Annotated in this window: 21 protein-coding genes and 1 pseudogene; 4 read left to right on the forward strand and 18 right to left on the reverse strand. The window is 37.2% G+C overall.

The annotated features are described in order from the left end of the window. Positions 1–443 precede the first annotated feature (443 nt). Positions 444–1,058, forward strand: a pseudogene (locus A9178_RS14210) (DNA endonuclease); the annotation flags it as partial. A gap of 214 nt (positions 1,059–1,272) precedes the next feature. Here the strand turns inward: A9178_RS14210 and A9178_RS14215 are convergent. From A9178_RS14215 to A9178_RS19575, 3 genes are all read right to left on the reverse strand, one after another. Beyond that, positions 1,273–1,569, reverse strand: a complete 297-nt coding sequence (locus A9178_RS14215; protein ID WP_068676425.1) for a hypothetical protein — start codon at positions 1,567–1,569, stop codon at positions 1,273–1,275. A 447-nt stretch (positions 1,570–2,016) separates the two neighbouring features. Next, a complete protein-coding gene (locus A9178_RS14220) occupies positions 2,017–2,151 on the reverse strand; it encodes a flagellin (protein WP_068676427.1) in 135 nt (44 codons plus the stop codon). 325 nt (positions 2,152–2,476) lie between these two features. Beyond that, the gene (locus A9178_RS19575; RefSeq protein ID WP_068676429.1) at positions 2,477–3,907 is read right to left on the reverse strand and encodes a flagellin N-terminal helical domain-containing protein; all 1,431 of its coding nucleotides are present in this window, start codon (positions 3,905–3,907) and stop codon (positions 2,477–2,479) included. 353 nt (positions 3,908–4,260) lie between these two features. Between A9178_RS19575 and A9178_RS14230 the strand changes: the two genes are divergently transcribed. Continuing rightward, the gene (locus A9178_RS14230; RefSeq protein WP_231889857.1) at positions 4,261–4,557 is read left to right on the forward strand and encodes a hypothetical protein; all 297 of its coding nucleotides are present in this window, start codon (positions 4,261–4,263) and stop codon (positions 4,555–4,557) included. A gap of 109 nt (positions 4,558–4,666) precedes the next feature. Here the strand turns inward: A9178_RS14230 and A9178_RS14235 are convergent, their stop codons facing one another. From A9178_RS14235 to A9178_RS14270, 8 genes are all read right to left on the reverse strand, one after another. Next, positions 4,667–6,361 (reverse strand): methyl-accepting chemotaxis protein, encoded by a 1,695-nt coding sequence (locus tag A9178_RS14235; RefSeq protein WP_068676431.1) that lies wholly within the window; start codon positions 6,359–6,361, stop codon positions 4,667–4,669. A gap of 258 nt (positions 6,362–6,619) precedes the next feature. Then, entirely contained in the window at positions 6,620–7,606 is a 987-nt protein-coding gene (locus tag A9178_RS14240; protein WP_068676433.1) for a catechol 2,3-dioxygenase, read from the reverse strand. 265 nt (positions 7,607–7,871) lie between these two features. Next, a complete protein-coding gene (locus A9178_RS14245) occupies positions 7,872–8,063 on the reverse strand; it encodes a 4-oxalocrotonate tautomerase (RefSeq protein WP_068676435.1) in 192 nt (63 codons plus the stop codon). 27 nt (positions 8,064–8,090) lie between these two features. Further along, positions 8,091–8,879, reverse strand: coding sequence for a 2-keto-4-pentenoate hydratase (locus tag A9178_RS14250; RefSeq protein WP_068676652.1), 789 nt, complete (start codon positions 8,877–8,879; stop codon positions 8,091–8,093). 46 nt (positions 8,880–8,925) lie between these two features. Further along, the gene (gene dmpG, locus A9178_RS14255) at positions 8,926–9,936 is read right to left on the reverse strand and encodes a 4-hydroxy-2-oxovalerate aldolase (RefSeq protein ID WP_068676437.1); all 1,011 of its coding nucleotides are present in this window, start codon (positions 9,934–9,936) and stop codon (positions 8,926–8,928) included. Between the two features lie 21 nt (positions 9,937–9,957). Continuing rightward, entirely contained in the window at positions 9,958–10,842 is an 885-nt protein-coding gene (locus A9178_RS14260; protein ID WP_068676439.1) for an acetaldehyde dehydrogenase (acetylating), read from the reverse strand. Between the two features lie 15 nt (positions 10,843–10,857). Further along, the gene (locus tag A9178_RS14265) at positions 10,858–11,652 is read right to left on the reverse strand and encodes a 2-keto-4-pentenoate hydratase (protein WP_068676441.1); all 795 of its coding nucleotides are present in this window, start codon (positions 11,650–11,652) and stop codon (positions 10,858–10,860) included. A gap of 10 nt (positions 11,653–11,662) precedes the next feature. Next, positions 11,663–13,126, reverse strand: a complete 1,464-nt coding sequence (locus tag A9178_RS14270) for an aldehyde dehydrogenase (protein WP_068676443.1) — start codon at positions 13,124–13,126, stop codon at positions 11,663–11,665. 253 nt (positions 13,127–13,379) lie between these two features. Here A9178_RS14270 and A9178_RS14275 point away from each other — a divergent pair, with 253 nt between their 5' ends. Beyond that, positions 13,380–14,183 carry an IclR family transcriptional regulator gene (locus tag A9178_RS14275; protein WP_068676445.1) on the forward strand — a complete coding sequence of 268 codons (804 nt, stop codon included), beginning with the start codon at positions 13,380–13,382 and terminating at the stop codon, positions 14,181–14,183. Between the two features lie 307 nt (positions 14,184–14,490). On the opposite strand, the gene A9178_RS14280 is transcribed toward A9178_RS14275, so the two are convergent. The 6 genes from A9178_RS14280 to A9178_RS14305 all read right to left on the reverse strand — a co-directional run bounded on the left by A9178_RS14280 (position 14,491) and on the right by A9178_RS14305 (position 21,220). After that, positions 14,491–15,795 carry a TRAP transporter large permease gene (locus tag A9178_RS14280; RefSeq protein ID WP_068676447.1) on the reverse strand — a complete coding sequence of 435 codons (1,305 nt, stop codon included), beginning with the start codon at positions 15,793–15,795 and terminating at the stop codon, positions 14,491–14,493. Continuing rightward, the gene (locus A9178_RS14285) at positions 15,785–16,354 is read right to left on the reverse strand and encodes a TRAP transporter small permease (RefSeq protein WP_068676449.1); all 570 of its coding nucleotides are present in this window, start codon (positions 16,352–16,354) and stop codon (positions 15,785–15,787) included. Before A9178_RS14285 ends, A9178_RS14280 begins: the two co-directional genes overlap by 11 nt. 15 nt (positions 16,355–16,369) lie before the next feature. After that, positions 16,370–17,428 (reverse strand): TRAP transporter substrate-binding protein DctP, encoded by a 1,059-nt coding sequence (dctP, locus tag A9178_RS14290; RefSeq protein ID WP_068676451.1) that lies wholly within the window; start codon positions 17,426–17,428, stop codon positions 16,370–16,372. Between the two features lie 135 nt (positions 17,429–17,563). Next, complete coding sequence (locus A9178_RS14295) at positions 17,564–18,763, reverse strand: 4-hydroxybenzoate 3-monooxygenase (protein ID WP_068676453.1); 1,200 nt, start codon at positions 18,761–18,763, stop codon at positions 17,564–17,566. A gap of 110 nt (positions 18,764–18,873) precedes the next feature. Further along, positions 18,874–19,719 (reverse strand): DODA-type extradiol aromatic ring-opening family dioxygenase, encoded by an 846-nt coding sequence (locus tag A9178_RS14300; RefSeq protein WP_068676455.1) that lies wholly within the window; start codon positions 19,717–19,719, stop codon positions 18,874–18,876. A 43-nt stretch (positions 19,720–19,762) separates the two neighbouring features. Beyond that, a complete protein-coding gene (locus A9178_RS14305; protein ID WP_068676654.1) occupies positions 19,763–21,220 on the reverse strand; it encodes an aldehyde dehydrogenase in 1,458 nt (485 codons plus the stop codon). 200 nt (positions 21,221–21,420) lie between these two features. On the opposite strand from A9178_RS14305, the gene A9178_RS14310 reads away from it, so the two are divergent. Beyond that, on the forward strand, positions 21,421–22,374 hold the full coding sequence (locus A9178_RS14310) for an amidohydrolase family protein (RefSeq protein WP_068676457.1): 954 nt from the start codon (positions 21,421–21,423) through the stop codon (positions 22,372–22,374). A gap of 52 nt (positions 22,375–22,426) precedes the next feature. On the opposite strand, the gene guaC is transcribed toward A9178_RS14310, so the two are convergent. Further along, positions 22,427–23,410: a GMP reductase gene (guaC, locus tag A9178_RS14315; RefSeq protein ID WP_068676459.1), complete on the reverse strand. Its 984-nt coding sequence runs from the start codon at positions 23,408–23,410 to the stop codon at positions 22,427–22,429. Positions 23,411–23,545 lie beyond the last annotated feature (135 nt).

A 23,545-nucleotide genomic window follows, 5' to 3' on the forward strand; every position in this document is an offset into this window, starting at 1 on the left:
AATCTACTAAATTATTGATATAAAAAACCGAATAATAGATGCTCCTTTAATTGCATCCATTATTCGGTATTATGTTTAGCACTAAAATAAAGTTCTTTTATTTAAAATTCTTTATCCATCTTGGTCTAGAAAATTAAATCAAACAGGAACACATGTTCTTAAACCGTGGTATAATAAGGGTAATATATTAAGGGAGATAGGAGATAGCCATGATTAACCTAGATGAAGTTCAGTTTAACATTTTAGTTGCTAGTATTATAGGAGATGGTGAAATTACTAAAATTTACCCCAACAGTCGAAGAATCAATAATAGCTACCGTGAACATTATGGTACGGAGCAAAAGAATTATAGATTATGGAAACAAACCTTCCTACCTGATTTGTTATACATTACACCTAAAAGTAATACTTTAAGATCCAAATCCTAAAAACTATTTACTAATTGGTATTCTTTGTTCTATGACCTAAACGATAATAAACAGATACCTCATGAACTGGTTAAACGATATACACTCCAACATTTTCTTGCTGCTCTATATATGGATGACGGATCATTAGTATTATCCAAACGTATTAATCACCAAAAGAAAAATATATTTCTTACTCCACATATATATCTTTACCTACAAAACTACAAACCTAATAATTTGGATATATTAAAGGAACATATACAAAAGTATTTCAACATCAATCTTAAGAAAAGCAAAAGAAACGATGGATATGGTTATATTTTAAGAACAACCTCTGTTCAAGAAACCTTTAATTTTTTGGAACAAATAAAAGAAGTTACCGCAACCTGTCCTTCGATGTACTATAAAACTAACTGGGATTTCAGACTAGAAAAGGAGAAAGACAAATACGAACGACAATATCCTAACTACAATCTGCTTGTAACTAGCTCAAACCGTTTAAGAACATATTCTGAAGAAGAAATAAAACTTCTAATTAAACTAAAAAATCAAAATCAAACAGATCAATCAATTGCAGAAAGTATTGGTCGTTCATATTGGTCCGTGGTTTACAAACTTTCGGAGTTGCGAAGAAATGGAAAATTATAAAATAGGATATAAAATATTAATGACCTCAAATTTATTTGTGGTCTTTAAGCCCTTTACTTTAACACATTAAAGCAGCGGGGGACTGACAGCCGAATCACTTTCCCCATTTGCCCCAACAGAAAAGAGTAACCTCATTTTTGTTTGTTCTACTCCTAAGACTGCCAAATTCAAATGGTAGAATGATAGGATCGATTTGGTTTGCAATTCATTAACATTAACCCTTTTCTAATATGGTTATCTCTCTAAGTACATCTTCGATAAATACCATACTCTCAAAAATGGGTAACAGATTATGAACATTATCTCGAAAGGTAACTAACTGACTTTGACTAATTTCTTTATCTACTGTTTTAATCGTAATACAATCCATGTTCTTATCCTGCGAACTTAATACCCATTTATAATTAATATCAATAAAATTTCTCGGGTCTTGGGAAATATACTTCTTTTTTAATAAAAATCGATAACCATTAAACGAATAACTATACACTTCTTCATTTCTTCTAACCAAATCTGCCACCTACACTTTCAATTTAGTAAAAAGAGACCCTAGAAAAACTAGAGTCCCTTCCAAATAATCTAAAATTAACGAAGAAGTTGTAAAACTCCTTGTGGTAATTGGTTGGCTTGCTTTGCCACTATGTCTTTCAATCATAGAACAGACTATATCTTCATCCATAATATTTCATGGAGCTGGGCACTTCGAACAGCTTTTGCTGCCCTACGAGATTCATAGTCATAGCTTTTGCCTTAGACCGTATTCTCTAGTCGTTGAACCTTCTCCAGAGTTTCCTCACAGGAGCTTGGCTGCTGATTATCCATTGTTTCATCTTCATCATTTTCAAACCTTCACGCCTACCGTTTCCAGTTACATTGTGGTTGATGAAGCTTTAGGAAGTTCCAGCAATTCACCCAGTAATCCTCTTATTTGTTACCAGATAAGACGCCCTTTCAATAATCACCGTAAAAGTTGTAAAACACTTTGTGGTAATTGTTGAGATTGAGCCAACATTGCTTGTGATGCTTGTGCTAAGATTGAGTTCTTAGTTTGGTTCATCATTTCTTTCGCCATCGTGCGAACATTTACTTTCATAAATGACTAGACTATATCTTCACCCTCTAAAAGTCTAGTAGGGGTCGGGCACTTCGGATTCACAATGCTGATGATCATTGTTTCACCTATGGATTTCATCATCTTATGCTTAGCCTTTAGATGGTCTATCCTAGTCGTTGAACCTTCTCCACTCTTTCAAGACAGGAGCTCGGCTGCTGATTGCCCAATCTTTTCTTTTTTCAAACCATCACGCTTGCCGTTTCCAACTACGTTGTGGTAATAAAAGTTCTAAGGGTTTTCCAGCAATTCACCCGATAATAATCACTAGCCGTTACCAGCTAGGACGACTGTGCTTGTTACTGCGTTAAGCAGCTAAAGCATAATCAACGTCACGGATACGGGATTCTGAAGCTGTTAAGTTTTCAGAAGATGTTCCTAAGTTATTAATTGTATGTTCTAAGCGATTTTGGAATGCACCAAGCTTAGAACGCTCAGCAGATACAGTTTCAATTGCGTTATTAATCTTTGTAATGGAACGTGAGGCATCGTCTGAATTTGAAACACTAATCTTTTCTCCACCCACAACAAGGCCTAAAGCTTGTGCAGACATATCCTCAATATCAACATTCATTGTTTGATTTTCATTTGCTCCAATTTGTAATGTAGCAGATAAATCCTTTCTAGCTGCTTTTGAATCAACAGCTTCTAACCCCTCAACCGTAACAGTTGCAGTAGATATATTACCTGTTCCTTTTGTAAATGTTGCACCATTCCATGAAACATTTGAAGAACCGTCACCATATGTACCAGCTCTATCAACAGTGGTGGTCTCATTTCCGCCTGCATCAGTATATTTATCGGTAACTGTTAATGCTGTTGCATCTGCATTTGTACTATTTGCTTCAACAGAACTTGAACCTGCACCGAACAATACAGCTGCAGCACTTCCAGCACTAGCTGTATCTTGCTCAAATGAAACTTGGTTACCAGAAGTTTGGCTATTTGAATTAATTACCAATTGACCTTCAACAATCTCAGCAGAAGCCCCAGTAGCTTGTGTATTCACTGCATTTACAAGATCAGCCACTGTACTATTTAAATCTAATCCTGTTAAAGTTACTTCGCTACCTTCTTCTCCAACTTTTAATCCTGCGATATCAGTAATCCCTAATTCAGAAAGTGTCTCTGTTCCATCTAAATCTGTTGCTGTACCCTTAATTTCCCCAGCGGCACCTACAGAGAATGTTATTTCATGGGTTCCAACTTTATCGTTAGCTAGAACTCCTGATACACCTGTAACCTGAGCAGTATCACTACTCACTTTAAAATTCACTTGACCCTCTGTTACACCGGCAGTAGCTGTTCTTTCAGCACCCATAGAACCATCTAACAATTTTTTTGTATTGAATTCAGTAGTACTTGAAATTCGATCAATTTCTTCTACTAACTGATCTACTTCTTTTTGAATTTCGCCACGATCCGAATCATTTAACGTGTCGTTTGTTGCTTGAACTGATAATTCACGCATACGCTGAAGAATACTGTGAGTCTCATTCAATGCTCCTTCTGCAGTTTGAATCAATGAAATACCATCTTGTGCATTGCTTTGCGCTTGCTCCAATCCACGAATCTGACCACGCATTTTTTCAGAAATTGCAAGACCTGCTGCATCGTCCGCTGCACTGTTAATACGAAGACCAGATGATAGCTTCTCCATTGCATTTTGTTGTGCATTATTTGCATTACCCAACTGACGATACGTGTTAAGCGCCGCAATATTGTGATTAATTCTCATTTTTCCTACCTCCATGTGGTTGTTTTAGCAAGTCACGTCCTTGTGTCTCGCTTTAATTTATAATAACTCCATCAAGTGGAATTACTACCTAAGTAAAATTTGCTTCAAAAAAGATTCTTGAAGACTTTTCATTTGGAAATACCGGTTATTTCCTAACGTTAGGCCAGTGTAAACATCTTCCTGACGTCTACACAATTTATATCGGATGGCTTTTAAGAAAGTTTAATAGTTTTTAATAAAATTTTATTTATCCTTATAAATTCTTTTTAAACCCCATCATTCCATTGCTGCTAAATAAAACAAATAGTATAGTTGACTATAATTATTAATAACTTTATAAAAGGAAGATAAACATGAAGAATATCCATAACGTAGCATCTATGTATTCAACGGAATCTGGTAAAAATAATTCACCCATAATGGATCAAGATGACAAAAATTTTCTAGAAGAACAAATTGAATGGTGTAAACAACAGGATCTCATATTAGAAAAAATCGAGATGAGGCTTCGTGAAATGAGAAGGCTAGCAGAGTATTCTATTAAACATAACCTCACTTCAATAGAAATCGAACAATTAAATAATCAATTAAACGATTTGAAAGACGAAGTGCATGTTTTACAAAAGAAACTACAGACTGTTACCCATTAGAATAGTTAAACCACACTCGTCAATTGAGTGGTTAATTTCATTATGTTGCTTCTAAAATTAGAGCAAAAAAGTCGATCAGACCCGATCGACTTTTTTCAAATTCCTATAACTATAATTTAAATCTCCTAATCATCCCATTCAATTCTTCCGCCAATCTAGCTAACTCATTCGCACTTTCCGCAACTTCTTCCATGGAGCTGCTTGTTTGTTGGGTGGATGCGGATGTTTGTTCAATGCCTGCTGCGGATTCTTCGGAGATGGCAGCGACTTCTTGAATGGAGCTATTCATTCCTTGGCCAATTTCTGTAAGGTTGGACATATTAGCTGTAATCATTTGGATGCTAGTAGCCATATCGGTTACGGAGTTTCTAATTCCATTGAATTTTTCTCCAGTTAATTGAATTTGGCTAGTTCCTCGTTCTACTTCTTCATATCCACCTTGTAATGATTGTGTCACTGTGCTAATTTCCTTTTGAATATTATCTACTATTGTTGAAATATCCGTTACCGAATCGCCTACTTGCTCTGCTAGTTTTCTAACTTCATCAGCAACTACAGCAAATCCTCGTCCTTGCTCACCAGCCCTGGCCGCTTCAATTGCTGCATTTAGCGCTAATAGGTTCGTTTGGTCAGCAATATCTTTGATGACAAATACTAATTTAGAAATTTCCTCCGATTGTTTGTTTAGGCCTTGTACCTTTTGTACAGAGTTTTGAACAATCTGATCAATATTTTCCATTTGACTTCTAGAAGATTCCATCAATTTAGATCCTTCTTGAGTCATTTCTAAAACTTCATCCGATTCTACTTGTACCTTTTCGCCGTTTGCATTTGTTTCCTCAATTTTATTCATATATGTATCCATTTGGGAAGACAATTCGGTGGAATGGTTGGATTGTGTTTCCGATCCGGATGCAAGTTCTTCCATCGTAACGGAAATTTGCTCGGTACCCATTTTCACTTCATTAGCAGATTGCGTCAATTCCTCGCTTCGACTCGAAACAGTTTCCGTTACATGGGATACCTGTTGAACCATATTTCGTAGATTTTCTGTCATTTTATTAGTTGAATTTGCTAGTTTTCCAATTTCATCATTTCCATCATAATCGATACGCTCTACTGTTAAATCGTTATTTGCCACCATTTCACTTACTTCCACAACTTTCATTAAGTTACGTGAAATAATTCGACTAACATATAGAACAAGAACGATACCGATAATAGTAGAAATAATTACTGCAAAAACTTGAATTTTAAGAGCGACGTCTTTACTATTTAGAGCTTCAGAAGCCGTTTTAACACGTTCATCATCGACAATGGTAAGAAGGCTATCTAATAAATCCACTGTCTGGGAACGTATTTCATTCGCATTTGCTACATAACTTATTGCTTCAGCTTCTTTTCCATCATTCATCGCTGAAACAATATCATCAAATAGTGAATTTAGTTCTTCATCGTTTGAAGTAATTTCCTCAAATAAACTTTTCTGTTCTGGTGTATACATTCGATCTTGAAGTTCACTTTCTAATGTATCGAACTTTTCCTTACGTGTGTTAAATTCTTCGATTAAATTCGGATTCTGGTCTTGAACATATTGAACAACACGAATCCCCTTTCCGCGCTCCAACGAACCCATTTCGGTTATTTTAACCGCACGCTCTCCTCTTAGTTTCATAACATCAACCTTTTCTCCCACATCCATAATGGAAAGGGATGTAAAGACTGATGATATAACAAAACAAATAATAACGATAGCTAGGATTAAACCATACTTCCAGCCAATATTTATATTTCTAAATTTCATATTTAACCTCCTCGTAAATAATTAGATACTAATTCTAATTACCTGTTTTTGGTTTTAAGCAAATACAATGGTATTACTTTTGACCTACTAATTCAATCTTTTTCTATAAATTATTATTACTTCATGATAACTATGTATCGAATATTCGCTCATTTTTTACTTACATTCTTATTTGTGATAATAGATATAAAGCCCACCTACCAGATCCAACGCAAAAAAATGCCTCCTCCCTAAAAGGAAGAAGGCATTTCACATTCTTTATTTATTTACCACAGGCGCTTTCACATTCGGAGTTCCATACTTAAAGTATGAATCTGGTAGTGGCGCACCGTAGAAGATAATTGCTTTTTCTAATTGAGCCTCTGTCCATGTTACTGGTTTCCAGTCCGGATCAAAGATGAGGTATCCAGAGTCCCCGAATAATTCTACACGGTTTCCACCTGGTTCAAATACATACATACATAACGCTTGGGATACCCCATGTTTTAGAGGACCTGCTTCAATCTTAATATCGTGTTCGGTTAGTACTTCAGAAAGATCATTTAGATGTTGAGGGAATCCATACCAGAATGCAAGGTGGTGCATTTTGCCAAGTCCTTGTTCTCGTGTAGACGCATCCTCCATAAATGCTAACTCATGAACTAACGGACTAACACTTAACCAAGAACCAATTTCTGATCCGTCATTTCTTACTACACGTTCTCTTAATCTAAAGCCAAGGTCATCCATCATAAAGTTTTTATTTCTTGTTACATTACTAGACATTAAGTTCACATGATCTAGACGACGTACCGGAACACCTGAAAGTGGACGCTTTTGTGGTCGGTTCACTAAAATCGTTGATTGACTTTCATCGGCTTGGAAATAATCTACATCCCAAAGAATTTCCATGTTATGGTTATCTGGAGTAACAAATTGGTAAGCTGCACCATGACCAAGGTCGCCATCAATCCACCCTTTACCTGCACCAGACTTTTCTAGTTCTTTTACTCTTCTTTCCAAAGCTTCTTTAGAACTAGCTCTCCAGCTAACGTGACCTAATCCCGGCTCATTTCTTTCTGTCACTTTTAATGTATGGTGATATAAATCTTCATACGCACGAAGGTAAACCGATTGACCTTCTCTAGCCGTTTCTTGTAGACCTAATACATTCTTGAAAAACCACAATGTACCATCTGGATCTGGAGTATACATCTCCACGTGAGCTAATTGTGCAACATCAAACTTTTTCAATTCCCTTTCCATGACAAATTCCCCCTATTTATTTAAATTCTCATCTATGGTAACGTTTCCATTTTATTTTTGAAAGTTACCTAGATAATTAAACCTCTTAACTCTATTATAATGAATAACTATGTAATAGAAACCAAATTGTTCCTCTATAAGGAACATTCCAAAAATTTTAGTGATAAAGAAGACTCGGTTCAGGTGGAGTTTTTGTAACGCCGCGTAGATAAATTAATTTATAGTGATAGGAGACTCTACATTAGAATCTACCTATCACTATCTCCTACCTGCCTAAATTCTTAACACTTGTTCCACCAATGGCCCAATGTGTTTTCGGTACTTCATTAACAACTACACGTACATTTTCTTTCGGAGAATCCAATGATTCACTAACTGCATTTGTAACATTTTCCATCATCGCATCTATTTTTTCTTGGGATCTGCCTTCCATAATTGAAATTTGAACGAGTGGCATTACGAGCCCTCCTATCTTGATTGTAATTTATTCCTTAACGAAAAAGGAAACGTCTCCAATTCCACCAATTTTTAATTGGACAAAATCGCCAGGTGAGAGCATAACAGCTGCTGTTAGACCACCAGTTAAAATCGGTTCGCCAGCTTTTACTTTTTCCCCTTTTTCCGCTAACATGTTTGCTAGTCTAGCAACGGAATTAGCTGGATGACCTAGTACCGCTGCACCAGCTCCTAAAGCTTTGATTTCTCCGTTAATGGATAAAGTTGCACCAACGACATCTAATTCCAAATTATCAGGTCTTTTCAGAGTAGTACCAAATACCGCTCCTGCTGCAGATGTATTATCCGCAATCACGTCCGGCAATGTGAAGTTAAAGTTTTCGTAACGACTATCAATAATCTCAATCGCCGGGAAAACATATTCTGTTGCCGCAAGTACGTCTAATGCGGTTACATTCGGTCCTTCTAAATCTCTTGATAGAACAAATCCAATCTCAGGTTCTACTTTTGGATGAATATAGTCTGAAATCGAAATGGAGTCTCCCTCATTAACGACCATATAATCAAATACATAACCATAAATCGGGTCATCTACATTCATTTGTTTCATTTTCGCTTCACTAGTAATCCCCATTTTTGGTCCAACAATTGTCTTGCCTTCTTCTAACTTTTGTCTTACTAATTCTTCCTGTACTAAATATGCCTCTTCAATAGAAAGCTCTGGGTACAATTCAGCAGTAATTTTTGTAATTTCACGTCTTTCTTTTTCTGCGCTATGTGTATAATTCGCAAGTTCCTTAATTAAATTAGTATCCATTTTAGTAACCATTTTCAGCCTCCTGATTGCTTTTTGAACAACCTTTTTAAACCAACGACTTTGCCTTCGCTAACTCAGCCGCAACATCAATAATCATATCTTCCTGTCCACCGACTACTTCCCGTTTTCCTAATTCTACTAAAATATCACGAGAATCAAGGTTGAATTTCTCCGCAGCACGGCTTGCGTGTAATAGGAAACTAGAATAAACACCAGCATAACCTAATGTTAACCCATCTTTTGTAATTTCCTGTGGTTTTGGTAGGATAGGCGCAACGATATTTTCTGCAAGATCCATCATCTTGTAAAGGTCGATTCCAGTATCAATTCCCATTTTTTCTAATACAGCAACTAGTACTTCTGTTTGTGTATTCCCAGCACCCGCTCCTAAACAACGAACACTACCATCAATTCTTGTAGCACCCTCTTCAATCGCAGCAAGTGTATTTCCCATCGCAAGGGAAAGATTGTTATGGGCATGGAATCCAATCTCAACAGACAGTTCTTGTTTAAGCGCTTTAATTCTTTCCCTTACTTCATTCGGAAGAAGCGCTCCCGCAGAGTCGGTTACATAAACGACATCCGCACCATAGCTTTCCATTAATTTCGCTTGTTCTACTAATTTTTCCACTGGTGCCATGTGACTCATCATTAAAAATCCAACTGTTTCCATTCCTAGTTCTTTCGCTGTTTCAATATGTTGTTTGGAAACATCCGCTTCCGTTACATGCGTCGCAACCCTTACCATTTTTGCACCAAGATTTTCAGCAACTTTTAAATCCTCAATCGTACCGATACCTGGTAACAACAACACGGAAATCTTAGAAAAATCCGCAACGCCAACCGCCGCTTCAATTAATTTTAATTCGTCTGTTTTGGATAATCCGTATTGTAAAGAAGATCCTCCTAGTCCGTCTCCATGAGTAACTTCCACATACGGAACACGGGCGTCATTTAATGCTTTCGTAATAGATGTTACTTGTTCTACCGTGAACTGGTGACTAATGGCATGACTTCCATCACGTAATGCTACTTCTGTAATTTTTAAATTGGACATATTCATCCTCCTCCCCGCTACCTATTTTGTTGGTACGTTCAATCGATTTTTCGCAAATTCCTCCGCTACTTTCACCGCAGCAGATGTCATGATATCCAAGTTCCCCGCGTATTTCGGTAAGTAGTGTCCTGCACCTTCTATTTCTAAGAATACGGTTACTTTATTTCCATCGAAAATGGGCTCTGTACGTAATTTATAACCTGGTACATAGGACTGAACTTTTTCACCCATTTTCACAACGGATTCGGTAATTGCCTTCTCATCGAAAGAACTAGGTTCCACAATTGCATGGACGGTATCACGCATCATAATGGCTGGTTCAGCAGGATTTAGGATAATAATTGCTTTTCCTTTTTTCGCTCCACCTACTTGTTCAATTCCTTTTGCAGTTGTTTCCGTGAATTCATCAATATTCGCTCTTGTTCCTGGGCCCGCACTTTTACTAGAGATAGTCGCAACAATTTCTCCATATTCTACTGGCGCCACTTGATTAATCGCATTGATAATCGGAATCGTTGCTTGCCCTCCACACGTAATGAGGTTTACATTATCCGCATCCAAATGAGAACCTAGGTTAACCGTTGGAACGATAAATGGACCGATTGCAGCTGGTGTTAAATCGATCATTTGTTTTCCTAGTTTTTTGGCCACGTCAGCATTATACAAATGCGCTTTTGCACTTGTCGCATCAAAAATGATATCTACTAAATCGGGATTGTCTAGTAAACCATCTATTCCATTATCAAATACTTCCAAACCGATTTCCTTCGCATGTTGCATCCCTCTTGACGTTGCATCAATTCCCATCATCGTCGTTACTTCTAGTAATTCAGATTTTCTTAATTTTACCATTAAATCAGATCCAATATTCCCAGAACCGATAATACCGACTTTTACTTTACTCATGTTCATCCCTCCTCTTTACTCTGAAAATGAAACTTCCACTGAACCTAACTCAGCAAATTTTACATAAAAATGATCTCCTGGTTTTGCTTCTACCATCGCAGACAATGCTCCGGATAAAATGACTTCACCAGCTTTTAGTGAAATCCCATAGTTTGATAGTTTGTTAGCCAACCATGCGACACATTTAACAGGGTCCCCTAATGCCGCAGCACCAACTCCTGTATTTTGAAGTTCTCCATTTTTATACAAAGCCATTCCTATTTGCTTCACATCAAGGTCTGCTGGCTTTTTGAATGTTTCTCCAAGCACGTAAAGTCCTGAAGAAGCATTATCCGCAACTGTATCGGCTAATGTGATTTTCCAATCCTTAATACGACTGTCCACGATTTCAATTGCGGGCACAATCAAATCTGTCGCTTTTAACACATCTAAAGAAGTGACATTTGGACCAACTAAATCCTCTTTTAAAATAAAAGCAAGCTCGCCTTCTATTTTTGGTTGTAGAACACGGTTAAATGGGACAGTACCTTTATTTTCTACATACATATCATCAAATAAATGCCCATAATCCGGCTCCCCAACTCCGAGCATTTCTTGCACTGCTTTAGAAGTTAAACCGATTTTTTTACCCGTAATACGTTGTCCATTTTGCAAATATCCGTTAATCGTGTGTAATTGCACTTGATATGCTTCATCAACGGTAATGGAAGGATCCAGCTCTGTAATAGGCTGAACCCCTTCTCCATTATCCCAGGCACTTGCTAAATGTTTTGCATGACTTTCTGTTTTAGGTGTCGTTTCTATTTTCATATAGATCCTCCTATAGTTTTAAGGTAACATTCGTTATTTCAGAATAGAAATCAAAACTATTTAACCCACCTTCACGGCCAATTCCACTGCGCTTCATACCACCAAATGGAGTACGTAAATCACGAAGGAACCAAGTGTTTACCCATACCATTCCTGCTTCAATTTGTGCAGATAGACGAGCCGCGCGTTTCACATCACCAGTCCAAAGGCTGGCACTTAATCCATAATGTGTATCATTTACTTGTTCCATTACTTCTTCCTCCGTATCAAATGGAAGGACCGTTACAACTGGACCAAAGATTTCTTCACGTACACAACGAGAATCTCTTCCTAATCCTGTAATAATTGTTGGTTCTACATAGAAACCTTTCTCGATATCTGCTTTCTTACCACCTGTTAAGAAAGTACCGCCTTCTTCTTTGGCAATATCTAAGTAGCTAAGCACTTTATTATAATGTTCTTCACTAACAAGAGCACCTACATTTGAATCATCCGCAAATGGATCGCCGACTTTTAATTCTTTCGTTTTTGCAACAAAGCGCTCTAAAAATTCATCATAAATGGCACGTTCTACGTAAATTCTTGACCCGCATAAACATACTTCCCCTTGGTTGATAAAGCTTGATTTCAAGGTAGTTTCAATGACATCATCTAAATTCGCATCCGCGAAGATAATGTTTGGATTTTTTCCACCTAGTTCAAACGATAATTTTTTTAAAGTTGGTGCTGCAGATTTCATAATCGCGCTTCCTGTAATAGTTTCACCAGTAAAAGCAATCGCATCTACATCATCATGGGAACTAAGTGCAGCGCCTGTCTCACCAAATCCATGTACCATGTTTACCACACCATCTGGTACTCCAGCATCTGTACAAATTTGTGCTAAAACAGTTGCTGTCATTGGAGTTACTTCAGACGGTTTCATGACTACTGTATTTCCTGCTGCAAGTGCCGGAGCCAATTTCCAAGTCATTAAAAGTAATGGTAAGTTCCATGGGTTAATTAATCCAACTACTCCAACAGGACGACGGACGGAATAGTGAATCGCAATATCATCTTGTTGATAGGATTCATTACCAACTGTTGTCATAAAGTCAGCAAAGAAATGGAAATTATATGCCGCTCTATCAATATCTACGCTAGTCGATAACCATAATGGCTTTCCAGTATCTAGTGATTCAAGTGCCGCTAACTCATCTTTTCTCTCTAAAATCAAATCCCCAATTTTACGGATAATAGCGGAACGTTTGCGAACTGGCATATTCGCCCACTCACCTTTTAATGCCTTTCTCGCTACTTCTACCGCTTCATTAACGTCTTCTTTTCCCCCTTCTGCAACTACCCCTAACACTTCTTCTGTTGCAGGATTAATATTTTCAAATGTTTTCCCACTTTTTGATTCTACGTATTTTCCTCCAATATAATGGGAACAATTAATTGGTTTAACCTCTACCTTTTGTTTCGTCGTTTGCATGAAAAATTCCTCCCTAATTATTTCTTTATTTCATTTATTAGTTATCTTTCGTTACAAATTCATTATAGGTTTGAAAAATGGAATTAAAAAGGTCACAGTTCCTCTATACGCAACAATAGTTAAAAGATTTTAATTATTTATAGTATAATAAAAAGTAACCGTTACCAAAGACTGATAAAATTTGAATTTCATCATGAATTTCGCAAAAAATGATTGTTCTTATAGACAGAACATGTATATTGGAGGAGATATGATGAAGAAAAAAAATAGCGACCCGCAAATTCTTTCTTCCGTTAGAAATGCATTACGAATTTTAAAAAGCTTTTCTACATTTGAACCAACTCAAAAAGTGAGTGAACTTGCTGAAGAACTAGGACTAGCAAAAAGTACGGTTAGCAGGCTACTATCTACTCTTGCTACGGAAGGTTTTGTAATTAAGGATGAGCGAACGAGAGATTATCGCTTAGGGTTATCTGTTTTAACCCTTGGAGGAATTGTAACGAACAACTTGGAGATTCATAAAGAAGCTGCACCTGTTCTCAATAGATTAGTGAGTGATACTGGCGAGACAGCGCATTTATCTATATTGGATGATCTAGAGACGATTTATATTCATAAAGAGGAGTGTCATCACCCCGTCCGTATCCTTACACATATCGGTCGACGCAACCCAGCATATTGCACAGGGTCTGGTAAAGTATTACTAGCATTTAGTGATACTGATATTTTAGAAAGAGTCATTGATAAAGGATTAGTCTCTTATACCGACAATAGTATTACAGATCCAATTCAACTCAGAAAAGAAATGGAAATGATCCAAAAACAAGGATATGCAGTAAGTACAGAGGAATTGACAATCGGAACAAGATCTGTTGCCGCACCAATACGAGATTACACTGGGAAAGTAGTCAGCTCCATCGCCGTTGTAGGACCAATTCAACGTATGAAAAACGGCAAAATTCCAGATATCGCAAATAAAGTAGTAAACGCAGCAAAAGACGCATCCGAGCGATTAGGCTATGATGAACGATACTTTAGACAGTTTTCAGGGAGTTAATAGAACGAGGCTGGGACATAACTAAAGAATTTAACCTAAAAGGCGAACAATGCACTATTTAAGCGGAGGAAATATACGTAGACTCCTTGAAAATGCATCCGCATTTTCTGCGTGCGATGTATCGCTGACGTAGCGTTCCTTGTCCTGCGGGAGGAAAGGCCTAGGTGAGACTACGTAGGGCGATAGCCCGGAGTAGGCTCAACAGCCGCCCGCGGAAAGCGAAGTATATTTCCGAAGCGATTATTCGCTCAATCATGTTCAGATTTCATGTGGTTAAAATACTTTTGTCCCAGCCTCGTTTTTTCAATTATCCAGTGAGAGAAGGTAAAAAGGTTACAATACCAGGGAAGATAATTAAGATAATCAAAAAGATGACCATTACCGCAATTGCTGGTAAAACCCCTTTAAAAATTTGTTCAATCGGAACTTCCTTCACCACACCACTAATAATATACACACTTAGTCCTAATGGCGGGGTCAATACACCAATATTGATCATTAATACCATGATGATACCAAACCATAATCCATCAAAACCTAACGATGTAATAATCGGGAATACGATTGGTAATGTTAAGGTCATAATCGCAATACCTTCTAGGAACATCCCTAAGAATAAATAAACTAATAGAATTAACCCTAGTATAATATATGGCGATACATCCATAGATACGACCGCATTTGTTAGATGTTCAGGAATCCGACTTAATGCTAGGAAACTCCCAAATAAATTAGCACCAATAAAGATTAAGAAAATCATCACCGATAATCGTAAAGATTCATCAAGGGATTCTAACATACCTTTGAAATCCAATCGTTTCATAATAATCGTTACGATAAATGCTAAAAATGCACCAATCCCACCTGCTTCACTTGGTGTAAATACACCCAGGTAAATGCCACCTATACTAATAAGAAAGATTAATAGAAACGGCCAAATGGATTTTAAAGAAGCAACCTTATCCCCAAAAGAGATTGTCTCCACTTTTGCTGGAGCATTAGACGGATTTAACTTCACTTGAAGCTGAATCAAGAAAATAAACAAAAGCGTTAAAATGATTCCTGGTACAAATCCACCAATCAATAGCGGGCCAATCGGTACATTTGTCAATGCCCCGTAGATAATTAATAAAACACTTGGTGGAATTAATGCCCCTAGAGTTCCACCTGCCGCTACAGCCGCAGTGGAGAACGTTGTTTTATAGTTATACTTTTTCATTTCTGGAATACTTACTCTAGCAATGGTTGCTGTTGTTGCGTTAGAGGAACCAGAAATCGCTCCAAAAATAGAAGAGGCACCTATTGTAGCAATTGCTAGACCACCACGCACTTTACCAAACCATTTATGAACAGCAGAAAACAAGTCATTTCCTAATCCGGAATAGGACAAAAACATCCCCATTAGGATAAATAACGGAATAACACTTAGCCCATAGTCATTAGACGTCCCAAATGCCGCCATCGATAATTGCGCTAATCCTACTGTTCCATCCGTAATCCAAGACACTCCCAAAAATCCAATCAAAAATAAGGATAGACCAACAGAAACTCGTAAGAATATAAGGACAAGCAATAAAATAATACCTAGTATTCCTATTATCTCAGGACTCATCCGGATTCACCGCCTTTAATAGTGAGTTAAAGCCATCTAATAATAATGTAAGCGCAAAAGAGAAAGCACCAATTATTGTTAGACCGGAGAAGATATATAATGGTAAACCAAGGTCACCACTTGTTTCTCCACCAATCCAAACCCTTACTGAATACTCATATAGTTGCCATGTCGTTAAACATAACAGAATAAATAATACAAATGAAGACAGGCTATAAAGAATATGTTGGCTTTTATTTGACATCTTTTTAGTGAAGAAATCAATTTCAATATGATTTTTCTTTAATTGTCCTGCACCTAAACTATAGAAAATCATTAAAGCAAGTAATAAACCCGTCAATTCATATGTTCCGATGATTGGGGATTTGAAAAAGAATCTTCCAGCCACATCCGCAGTCGTTAAAAACATTAGCGCCATCAACAAGACACTAGAAATTTTATGTAACACGTTATTTAAACTAATCGTAACTTTTCCTAAGACCCTTGTAAATTTAGCCAACCCGGGCTCTTGATTGATCGCAACATTTAGTTGTTTTTCTTTGTTTAATTGTTGTCCCATTCTTCCCACTCCTTTCTATTGATTGTTTTCTTCTATTAATCGAACTGCTTCATCATAAATTTTTTGTCCAGGAATTCCTCGGTCTTCCATTCTTTTAATCCAGTTTTCGGCAACATGATCAGAAGCATCTTTAAATTTATTCAATTCTTCTTCTGGAAGTTCGATAAATTCTACACCCGCCGCTTTGGCTTCTTCTTCTGCTTTTTCTTTTTGTTCATCAAAGGTTCTACCAGCCATAGCTGCCATTGATAGTCCTAGTAGTTCTTCTTCTAACAATTCCTTTTCATCAGCTGTAAATTTCTTTTCCCAGCTATTTTCATTCATCGAAACATAGAATAAATTCGTATTAAAATAACCTACCGTTACGTAATCAACAAGATCCGTTAAATTAAAATCTTTGATTGCTGCAATTGGTAGAACCCCTCCATCGATAACTCCTTTTTGAATCGCGTCATAAATATCAGGTGCCCCCAAGGATACAGGAGTAGCTCCCCAAGCCTCTAGCATTTGACTACCTTCTTCAGATGGCGTTCTTAACCTTAGTCCTTTTACATCTTCAAAACTACGAACTGCTTTGCCCTTTGTAACAATTGCATATGGATCAGCTGCATGAATCCATAGAGGCTTAACATCCCAATATTCATCTTGAATTTCTGGGAATGTTTCATATAATTTCTGCGCAACAATACTTAATTCTTCACCAGTACCTTCTGCCATAAAAGGTAGATTTAACACAGACTGTACTGGATACCTTCCAGCATTATACCCATGAATTCCTCTTCCAACATCCATTAAACCGGTTACAATATTATCTAGTGTTTCATTAGGTCCTCCCAACGCTCCACCCATATACATACGGAAATCCACCCTACCATTTGTTAACTTTTCTACTTCTTCTGCAAAATATGGAAAAGTAGTTGCATTTTGTACGTGTGGCGGACCATCCATACTACCAAAATTTAGTGTGACATTTTCACTTTCTTTTGCCGAACTAGTAGAACATCCAGCTAAAACGATTAGGCCAAGCATGATAAATATAAAAGCGGATATCCATTTCAACCTTGTTTTGATCATCTTCTTGCTCCTTTCTACAAAATTTGCCGTAACTATAAACGGAATATTGGTAATATTCAGTAAACAGAGGGTAAACAATAACATCTTCTTAGGTTAACCTACCACCTTTTATGATGGCAGGTTAATGGGAACAATTTATTCTACACTACTTGGTACTTTAGGAAATTCTATTTTTAAATCAGCATAATTTTCAGCTATCGTTTTTGATGCTGCTTCCGACGAGGAAATATATTCTAACTCAGCAAGCTGTACCCCATTTTCGAAATCCGATTTCTGATCATGATGATGAAGCAAATTCGTCATCTGACTCGCAAATCGTTGTGCTCTCCATACACGACGGACACAGACTTCCGAATATTGATCAAGCGCTTGTTCACTACCTGACTCATAGAAATATTTTAACCCTTCAGCTAATACTCGGATGTCCCCAATGGCAAGGTTTAATCCTTTTGCTCCAGTTGGTGGTACGATATGCGCTGCATCACCTGCAAGGAATAAGCGGCCATGTTGCATCGTTTCACAGATATAGCTTCTCATCGACACAATATTTTTTTGAAAAATTGGCCCCTCCTCTATTTTCCAATCATCTAAATCCACTCTAGCGTGTATTTCTGACCAAATACGTTCATCAGACCAGTTATTAATGTCATCATTAGGGTCTACTTGTAAGTAATAGCGCTGTACCTCAGGTGTTCTTGTACTAATAAGCGCGAAACCACGCTCATGGTATGCATAAATTAATTCCGGATTAGCTGGTGGTGTTTCCGTTAAAATACCTAACCATCCAAAAGGGTGAACAAATTCAGATTCCTTTAAAAGCTCCTTTGGAATTGCTTTACGGCTTGGTCCATGATAACCATCACAACCTGCGATAAAATCACATACCAATTCCTGTTCTTCCCCATTATGCTCAAATCTTATTTTCGGTTCGTCTGTATCGATATCGAAAAGTCCCACATTCTCAGAGTTAAATAAAATTTCTCCACCTGATTCTAATCTTGCTGCAATTAGATCTTTCAATACTTCATGTTGTGGGTAAACCATTATTTGCTTTCCACCTGTAAGCTTTTCAAAATCGATGCGATGACGTTTCTTATTAAATTGAAATTCGATTCCTTTATGAGGGTCACCATATTTCATCATTCGTTCTCCGACACCGGTTTCATTTAATAAATCCATTGTGCTTTGTTCTAATACACCAGCTCGAATAGTGCTTTCAATCTGTTCCCTTGATTTCCTCTCGATAATGACAGAATCTATCCCTTGCAAATGCAAAAGATGTGACAACATTAACCCCGCGGGGCCTGCCCCTATAATCCCTACTTTTGTACGCATATTAAAACTTCTCCCTTTCTTCGATAATTAAGAAACATATTTCATAAGTATAACTAAGGCATTCACCCAGCCTAAAGTGAATGCCAAGTTTTTTAAGGTGTTTTTCTTTTTTATGCAAGTACAATCTTAGGTGATTCAGCTAAATTAGAATAGTCCTTTTCAGCAAATGTAATTAATGCATTCCAACTTCCAGACGATTGACCATCTGCTAAGTAGCTAGGTGTCCAACTCTTGTCAATCATACTGAATAGCATCGCGATATGGCGGCCACCGGATTCTACTCTTGCCATTCTTGCATACTCAGGAAGCATGTTATAAGCAGATTCATAGTCTTTCTTCTTCACTAAATTAACAAACTGTTTATCCAATGCATGCTCAGAAACCGTTGGAACATTATGACGTCCTCTTACTAGATTATGAGATAACGCTCCACTGGAAAGGAAGACATATTTCTTATCGCTTTCTCTTAAGACTTGGGCGATGACTTGCCCCCATTTATTCGTTTCTTCTAAACTTGCCGCTAAAGTTACCGATAAATTTACAATCGGAATATTGCTTTTTGGAGTTAGATAGCGTAGTGGAACAACACTACCATAATCCCAAACATAGTAAGGATCATCTACCCCTTTAACATCCAGGTTCGCTGCTAATCCAGCTTCTACTAATTGATTTCCTAATTCCGGATCCCCTGGGAAGTAATACGGAACATCCTTGATTAAATCAGGCGCTTCCGTTGCTGTTAGGGATCCTTTATGAACAGGTGTCGAATCTACATAGTGAAAGAAAGTAGATGGCCAATGACAAGAAACAAGAACAATGGCATCTGGCTTAATTTTGTCAATTTCCTTACTTAGTTTTTTCATTGCATTTACCATTTCTCTTTGAAACTCAGGAACTTTCTCCTCATGTGTAATACTAGGTACGTGTGGAACTAATGCAGCCAATTCAATAGTCATATAAATAACCCCCTAATTTAATTTTTTATTTTTGAATAACCTCTTATAGTTTAATGGTGATATTCGATAACTCGGTATAAAAATCAAGACTATGCATACCTCCAGCTCTTCCAATACCACTTTGATTCGCTCCTCCAAATGGAGTTCGTAAATCCCTTAAGAACCAAGTGTTTACCCAAATAATCCCAGCTCGAATGGATTGAGCTACATTATGAGCTCGTTTGATGTCATTTGTCCAAATGGTGGCACTTAAACCATAATGGGTATCATTCGCTTGCATAATTACTTCTTCTTCCATATCAAATGGTGTAATCGTTACAATTGGGCCAAAAATTTCTTCCTTCATACAGCGAGAGGTTCTTTCTAGTCCAGTAATAATCGTTGGCTCGATATAATAACCTGAATCTAAATCTTCCGGACGTCCCCCACCTGTTACTATTTCTCCACCATCGTTTTTAGCAATCGCCAAATAACTTATAACGCTTTCATAATGTTCCTTACTAATTAAAGCACCTATATCCGTATCTTCATGTAATGGATTTCCTACTTTTAATTCCTTTGTTCGCTCAGCAAATTTTTTTACAAATTCTTCATATACTGGCCGTTCTACATAAATGCGGGATCCACACAAACAAACTTCACCTTGGTTAATAAAGCTTGATTTAATAGTTGTGTCAATCACTTCGTCTAAATCAGCATCCGCAAAAATAATATTCGGATTTTTTCCACCTAATTCAAATGATAGCTTTTTCAATGATTCCGCACCAGATTTCATGATGGCCTTACCTGTTTTCACCTCACCGATAAATGAAATCGCGTCAACATCTGGGTGGTTAGAAATTGCTTCACCAGCAGAATCTGTACCATAACCGTGAACTAAATTAACTACTCCATTCGGCAAGCCTGCTTCCTTACAAATCTCCATTAGAACTGTAGCAGTTAATGGCGTCCATTCAGAAGGTTTAATAACGGTTGTATTTCCTGTTGCAAGCGCTGGAGCTAACTTCCATGTTAAAAGAAGTAACGGTAAGTTCCATGGTTTAATCAGTCCAACTACCCCAACCGGATGTCGATAGGAATAATGAAACGCTTCTTGATCTTGTTGATAAGCTTCATTTCCAATTGACATCATGTAATCCGCATAAAAATGAAAATTATACGCTGCTCGCGGAATATCTATTTTTTTTGCCAAGGTTAATGGCTTTCCTGTATCTAACGATTCTAAATACGCTAATTCATCTACCCTCTCTAAAATAAGATCGCCAATTCGTCTAAGAATCTTCGAACGCTCTTGTAGTGTGTAGTCTTTCCAAGGACCATCTAAAGCTCTTCTCGCAGCAGCAACAGCATAATTTACTTCTTCTTCTCCTGCCTCAGCGACTGTACCAATTAATTCTTCTGTTGCAGGATTAATATTTTGGAAAGTTTTTAGATTCTGAGAATCAGTAAACTGGCCATTAATAAAATGTTGACTATGAATTGTTTTTGTTTTCGTTTCCATCTGCAAGCGCTTTCCCCCTCGTGTAAAAAAAATATTTCAATCTGTCTAGGTTAAAGTTACCAATGAAAAATTCCAATTTCAACTACCGTGTTCCGCTATATGCAACTTTGTTCTTTTTTTTGCAAAAATTTAGTATAAAATGATAACTAAATAAAGAAATTGTAAAGATAAATACGTTTTTTGACGAGGAGGTAGGACAGTTGTACGATTTTCATACACATTTCATTCCTAATCAAGTTTTAACTTGGCTACAAGATCATAAAGAAACAGTCCACGCAAAATGGGAAAAAAAGTTGCCAGACAAGCATGAGTTTTTAACTGTCAATGGAAAATGGGGATTTGAGCTAAAACCATCCTTTTATGATTTATCCTTATATAAACAGGGATCTGTAAGTGTTGGAGTTACACATTCCGTTTTATCACCGATTCCACAATTATTTATGTACGATTTTAGCCCTGAAATTACTACAGAGGTTTCACAAATCTATAATTCTTCTTTGGCGGAGATTGTGCAAGCTTCATCCGATCGCTTTTCAGCCCTGGGAACTGTTCCACTAACCGCACCAGAAAAGGCTGCAACTATTTTACAAGAGGCAATGAATCAGGGGTTAAAAGGAGCTATCATTGGACCTGGATTAGGAGAAAAACTTCTATCTGATGATTTCTTCGCTCCTCTATTTGAAGAAGCCAACCGGCTAAAGGCAATTCTCTTTATACATCCACTATTAAGTACAGATCCTAGAATTAAGTCAAAAAAAATGCCGAATTTAATTGGGGTACCTTGGGAAACAACAGTGACCGCAACAGACATTATTTTAAGTGGACTCATTGACAAATATCCGGACGTTAAGATTGTCTTTGCCCATGGAGGAGGCTTCCTTCCATATCAATTAGGACGTATGGATAAAGGATTTAGTCAATGGTATGAAGTATCATCCAATCTAAGTGCAGCCCCATCAGAATACGCAAAACGTTTCTGGTATGATACGGTGTTATGGAATCCAAATAGTTTAGATTTGTTAATTAAAACAGTCGGAGAAGATAGAGTCGTTCCCGGCTCAGACTTTCCTTTTGATCTCTCCGTATGGCCACCCGAGGTAAATAGTGAAAGAGGAAGTCATAGTTTGCTAGGGTTAACAAGTATGAATTCCTAAACAAGTAGACGAAAAAATGAGTGAGATACCTATCCCACTCATTTTTTCATTATTAATATACCTTATCTCCATTGAATATGGAATTTTTCACGACTACATAGTCCACATTTCGAATCGCTTTTAGTTCTTTTCCACCAGCATATGAGATGGAGGATTGTAGATCCTGTTCCATTTCATCTAAGGTATCTTGTAGGCTTCCTTTATACTCTACATACATCTTCTTACCCTCTACGTTTTTCTTTTCACCTTTTTGAAATTCGGATGCCGATCCAAAGTATTCTTTAAATACTTTTCCATCTTTCTCAACTGTTTCACCTGGAGATTCATCATGACCTGCAAATAAAGATCCAATCATGACCATTGACGCACCAAAGCGAATAGACTTCGCGATGTCACCATGTGTGCGAATTCCGCCGTCTGCGATAATTGGTTTTGTAGCTGCTTTTGCACACCAGCGAAGGGCCGCTAATTGCCATCCCCCAGTACCAAATCCAGTTTTGATTTTTGTAATACATACTTTACCAGGGCCAATTCCAACTTTAGTTGCATCTGCACCAGCATTTTCTAATTCTCGAACCGCTTCTGGTGTTCCAACATTCCCAGCAATAACAAAGCTATCTGGTAAATGTTTTTTAAGGTGTTGCACCATGGCAATAACTTGATTGGAATGCCCATGTGCAATATCAATTGTAATATATTCAGGGGAAAGTCCCTCTTCTTTCATTTGTTCAACAAAACGATATTCTTCTTCTTTTACACCGACACTAATAGAAGAATATAATCCACGCTTATTCATATCTTTAATGAAATCCATTCTTCTTTCCGGTTGGAATCGGTGCATAATGTAAAAATAACCTTTTTCTGCTAGATAGATTGCAAGTTCTTCATCTATAATGGTTTGCATATTTGCAGGTACCACTGGTAACTTAAATGTACGATTTCCTAACGTTACAGTTGTATCGCATTCAGAACGACTTCCCACTATACATTTAGCAGGAATTAATTGAATATCTTCATAATCAAATACGTTTTCCATAGTATACACTCCTAAAACACGAATATTATTTATGAACACAAGAAGGAACATCCGTGTCACAAATAACAATTTACCTAATTTCTAATTATTTGTCAACACACATTTGCTAAATTACGTATGTAAATGAAGTTCAAT

This window comes from Oceanobacillus sp. Castelsardo, from assembly GCF_001659985.1.
Lineage (GTDB): Bacteria > Bacillota > Bacilli > Bacillales > Amphibacillaceae > Oceanobacillus.

Coding starts and splice junctions, on each gene's coding strand:
- A9178_RS14220 (WP_068676427.1), bottom strand. CDS start 2,151: ATGAAAGTAAATGTTCGCACGATGGCGAAAGAAATGATGAACCAAACT.
- A9178_RS19575 (WP_068676429.1), bottom strand. CDS start 3,907: ATGAGAATTAATCACAATATTGCGGCGCTTAACACGTATCGTCAGTTG.
- A9178_RS14230 (WP_231889857.1), top strand. CDS start 4,261: ATGAAGAATATCCATAACGTAGCATCTATGTATTCAACGGAATCTGGT.
- A9178_RS14235 (WP_068676431.1), bottom strand. CDS start 6,361: ATGAAATTTAGAAATATAAATATTGGCTGGAAGTATGGTTTAATCCTA.
- A9178_RS14240 (WP_068676433.1), bottom strand. CDS start 7,606: ATGGAAAGGGAATTGAAAAAGTTTGATGTTGCACAATTAGCTCACGTG.
- A9178_RS14245 (WP_068676435.1), bottom strand. CDS start 8,063: ATGCCACTCGTTCAAATTTCAATTATGGAAGGCAGATCCCAAGAAAAA.
- A9178_RS14250 (WP_068676652.1), bottom strand. CDS start 8,879: ATGGATACTAATTTAATTAAGGAACTTGCGAATTATACACATAGCGCA.
- dmpG (WP_068676437.1), bottom strand. CDS start 9,936: ATGTCCAATTTAAAAATTACAGAAGTAGCATTACGTGATGGAAGTCAT.
- A9178_RS14260 (WP_068676439.1), bottom strand. CDS start 10,842: ATGAGTAAAGTAAAAGTCGGTATTATCGGTTCTGGGAATATTGGATCT.
- A9178_RS14265 (WP_068676441.1), bottom strand. CDS start 11,652: ATGAAAATAGAAACGACACCTAAAACAGAAAGTCATGCAAAACATTTA.
- A9178_RS14270 (WP_068676443.1), bottom strand. CDS start 13,126: ATGCAAACGACGAAACAAAAGGTAGAGGTTAAACCAATTAATTGTTCC.
- A9178_RS14275 (WP_068676445.1), top strand. CDS start 13,380: ATGAAGAAAAAAAATAGCGACCCGCAAATTCTTTCTTCCGTTAGAAAT.
- A9178_RS14280 (WP_068676447.1), bottom strand. CDS start 15,795: ATGAGTCCTGAGATAATAGGAATACTAGGTATTATTTTATTGCTTGTC.
- A9178_RS14285 (WP_068676449.1), bottom strand. CDS start 16,354: ATGGGACAACAATTAAACAAAGAAAAACAACTAAATGTTGCGATCAAT.
- dctP (WP_068676451.1), bottom strand. CDS start 17,428: ATGATCAAAACAAGGTTGAAATGGATATCCGCTTTTATATTTATCATG.
- A9178_RS14295 (WP_068676453.1), bottom strand. CDS start 18,763: ATGCGTACAAAAGTAGGGATTATAGGGGCAGGCCCCGCGGGGTTAATG.
- A9178_RS14300 (WP_068676455.1), bottom strand. CDS start 19,719: ATGACTATTGAATTGGCTGCATTAGTTCCACACGTACCTAGTATTACA.
- A9178_RS14305 (WP_068676654.1), bottom strand. CDS start 21,220: ATGGAAACGAAAACAAAAACAATTCATAGTCAACATTTTATTAATGGC.
- guaC (WP_068676459.1), bottom strand. CDS start 23,410: ATGGAAAACGTATTTGATTATGAAGATATTCAATTAATTCCTGCTAAA.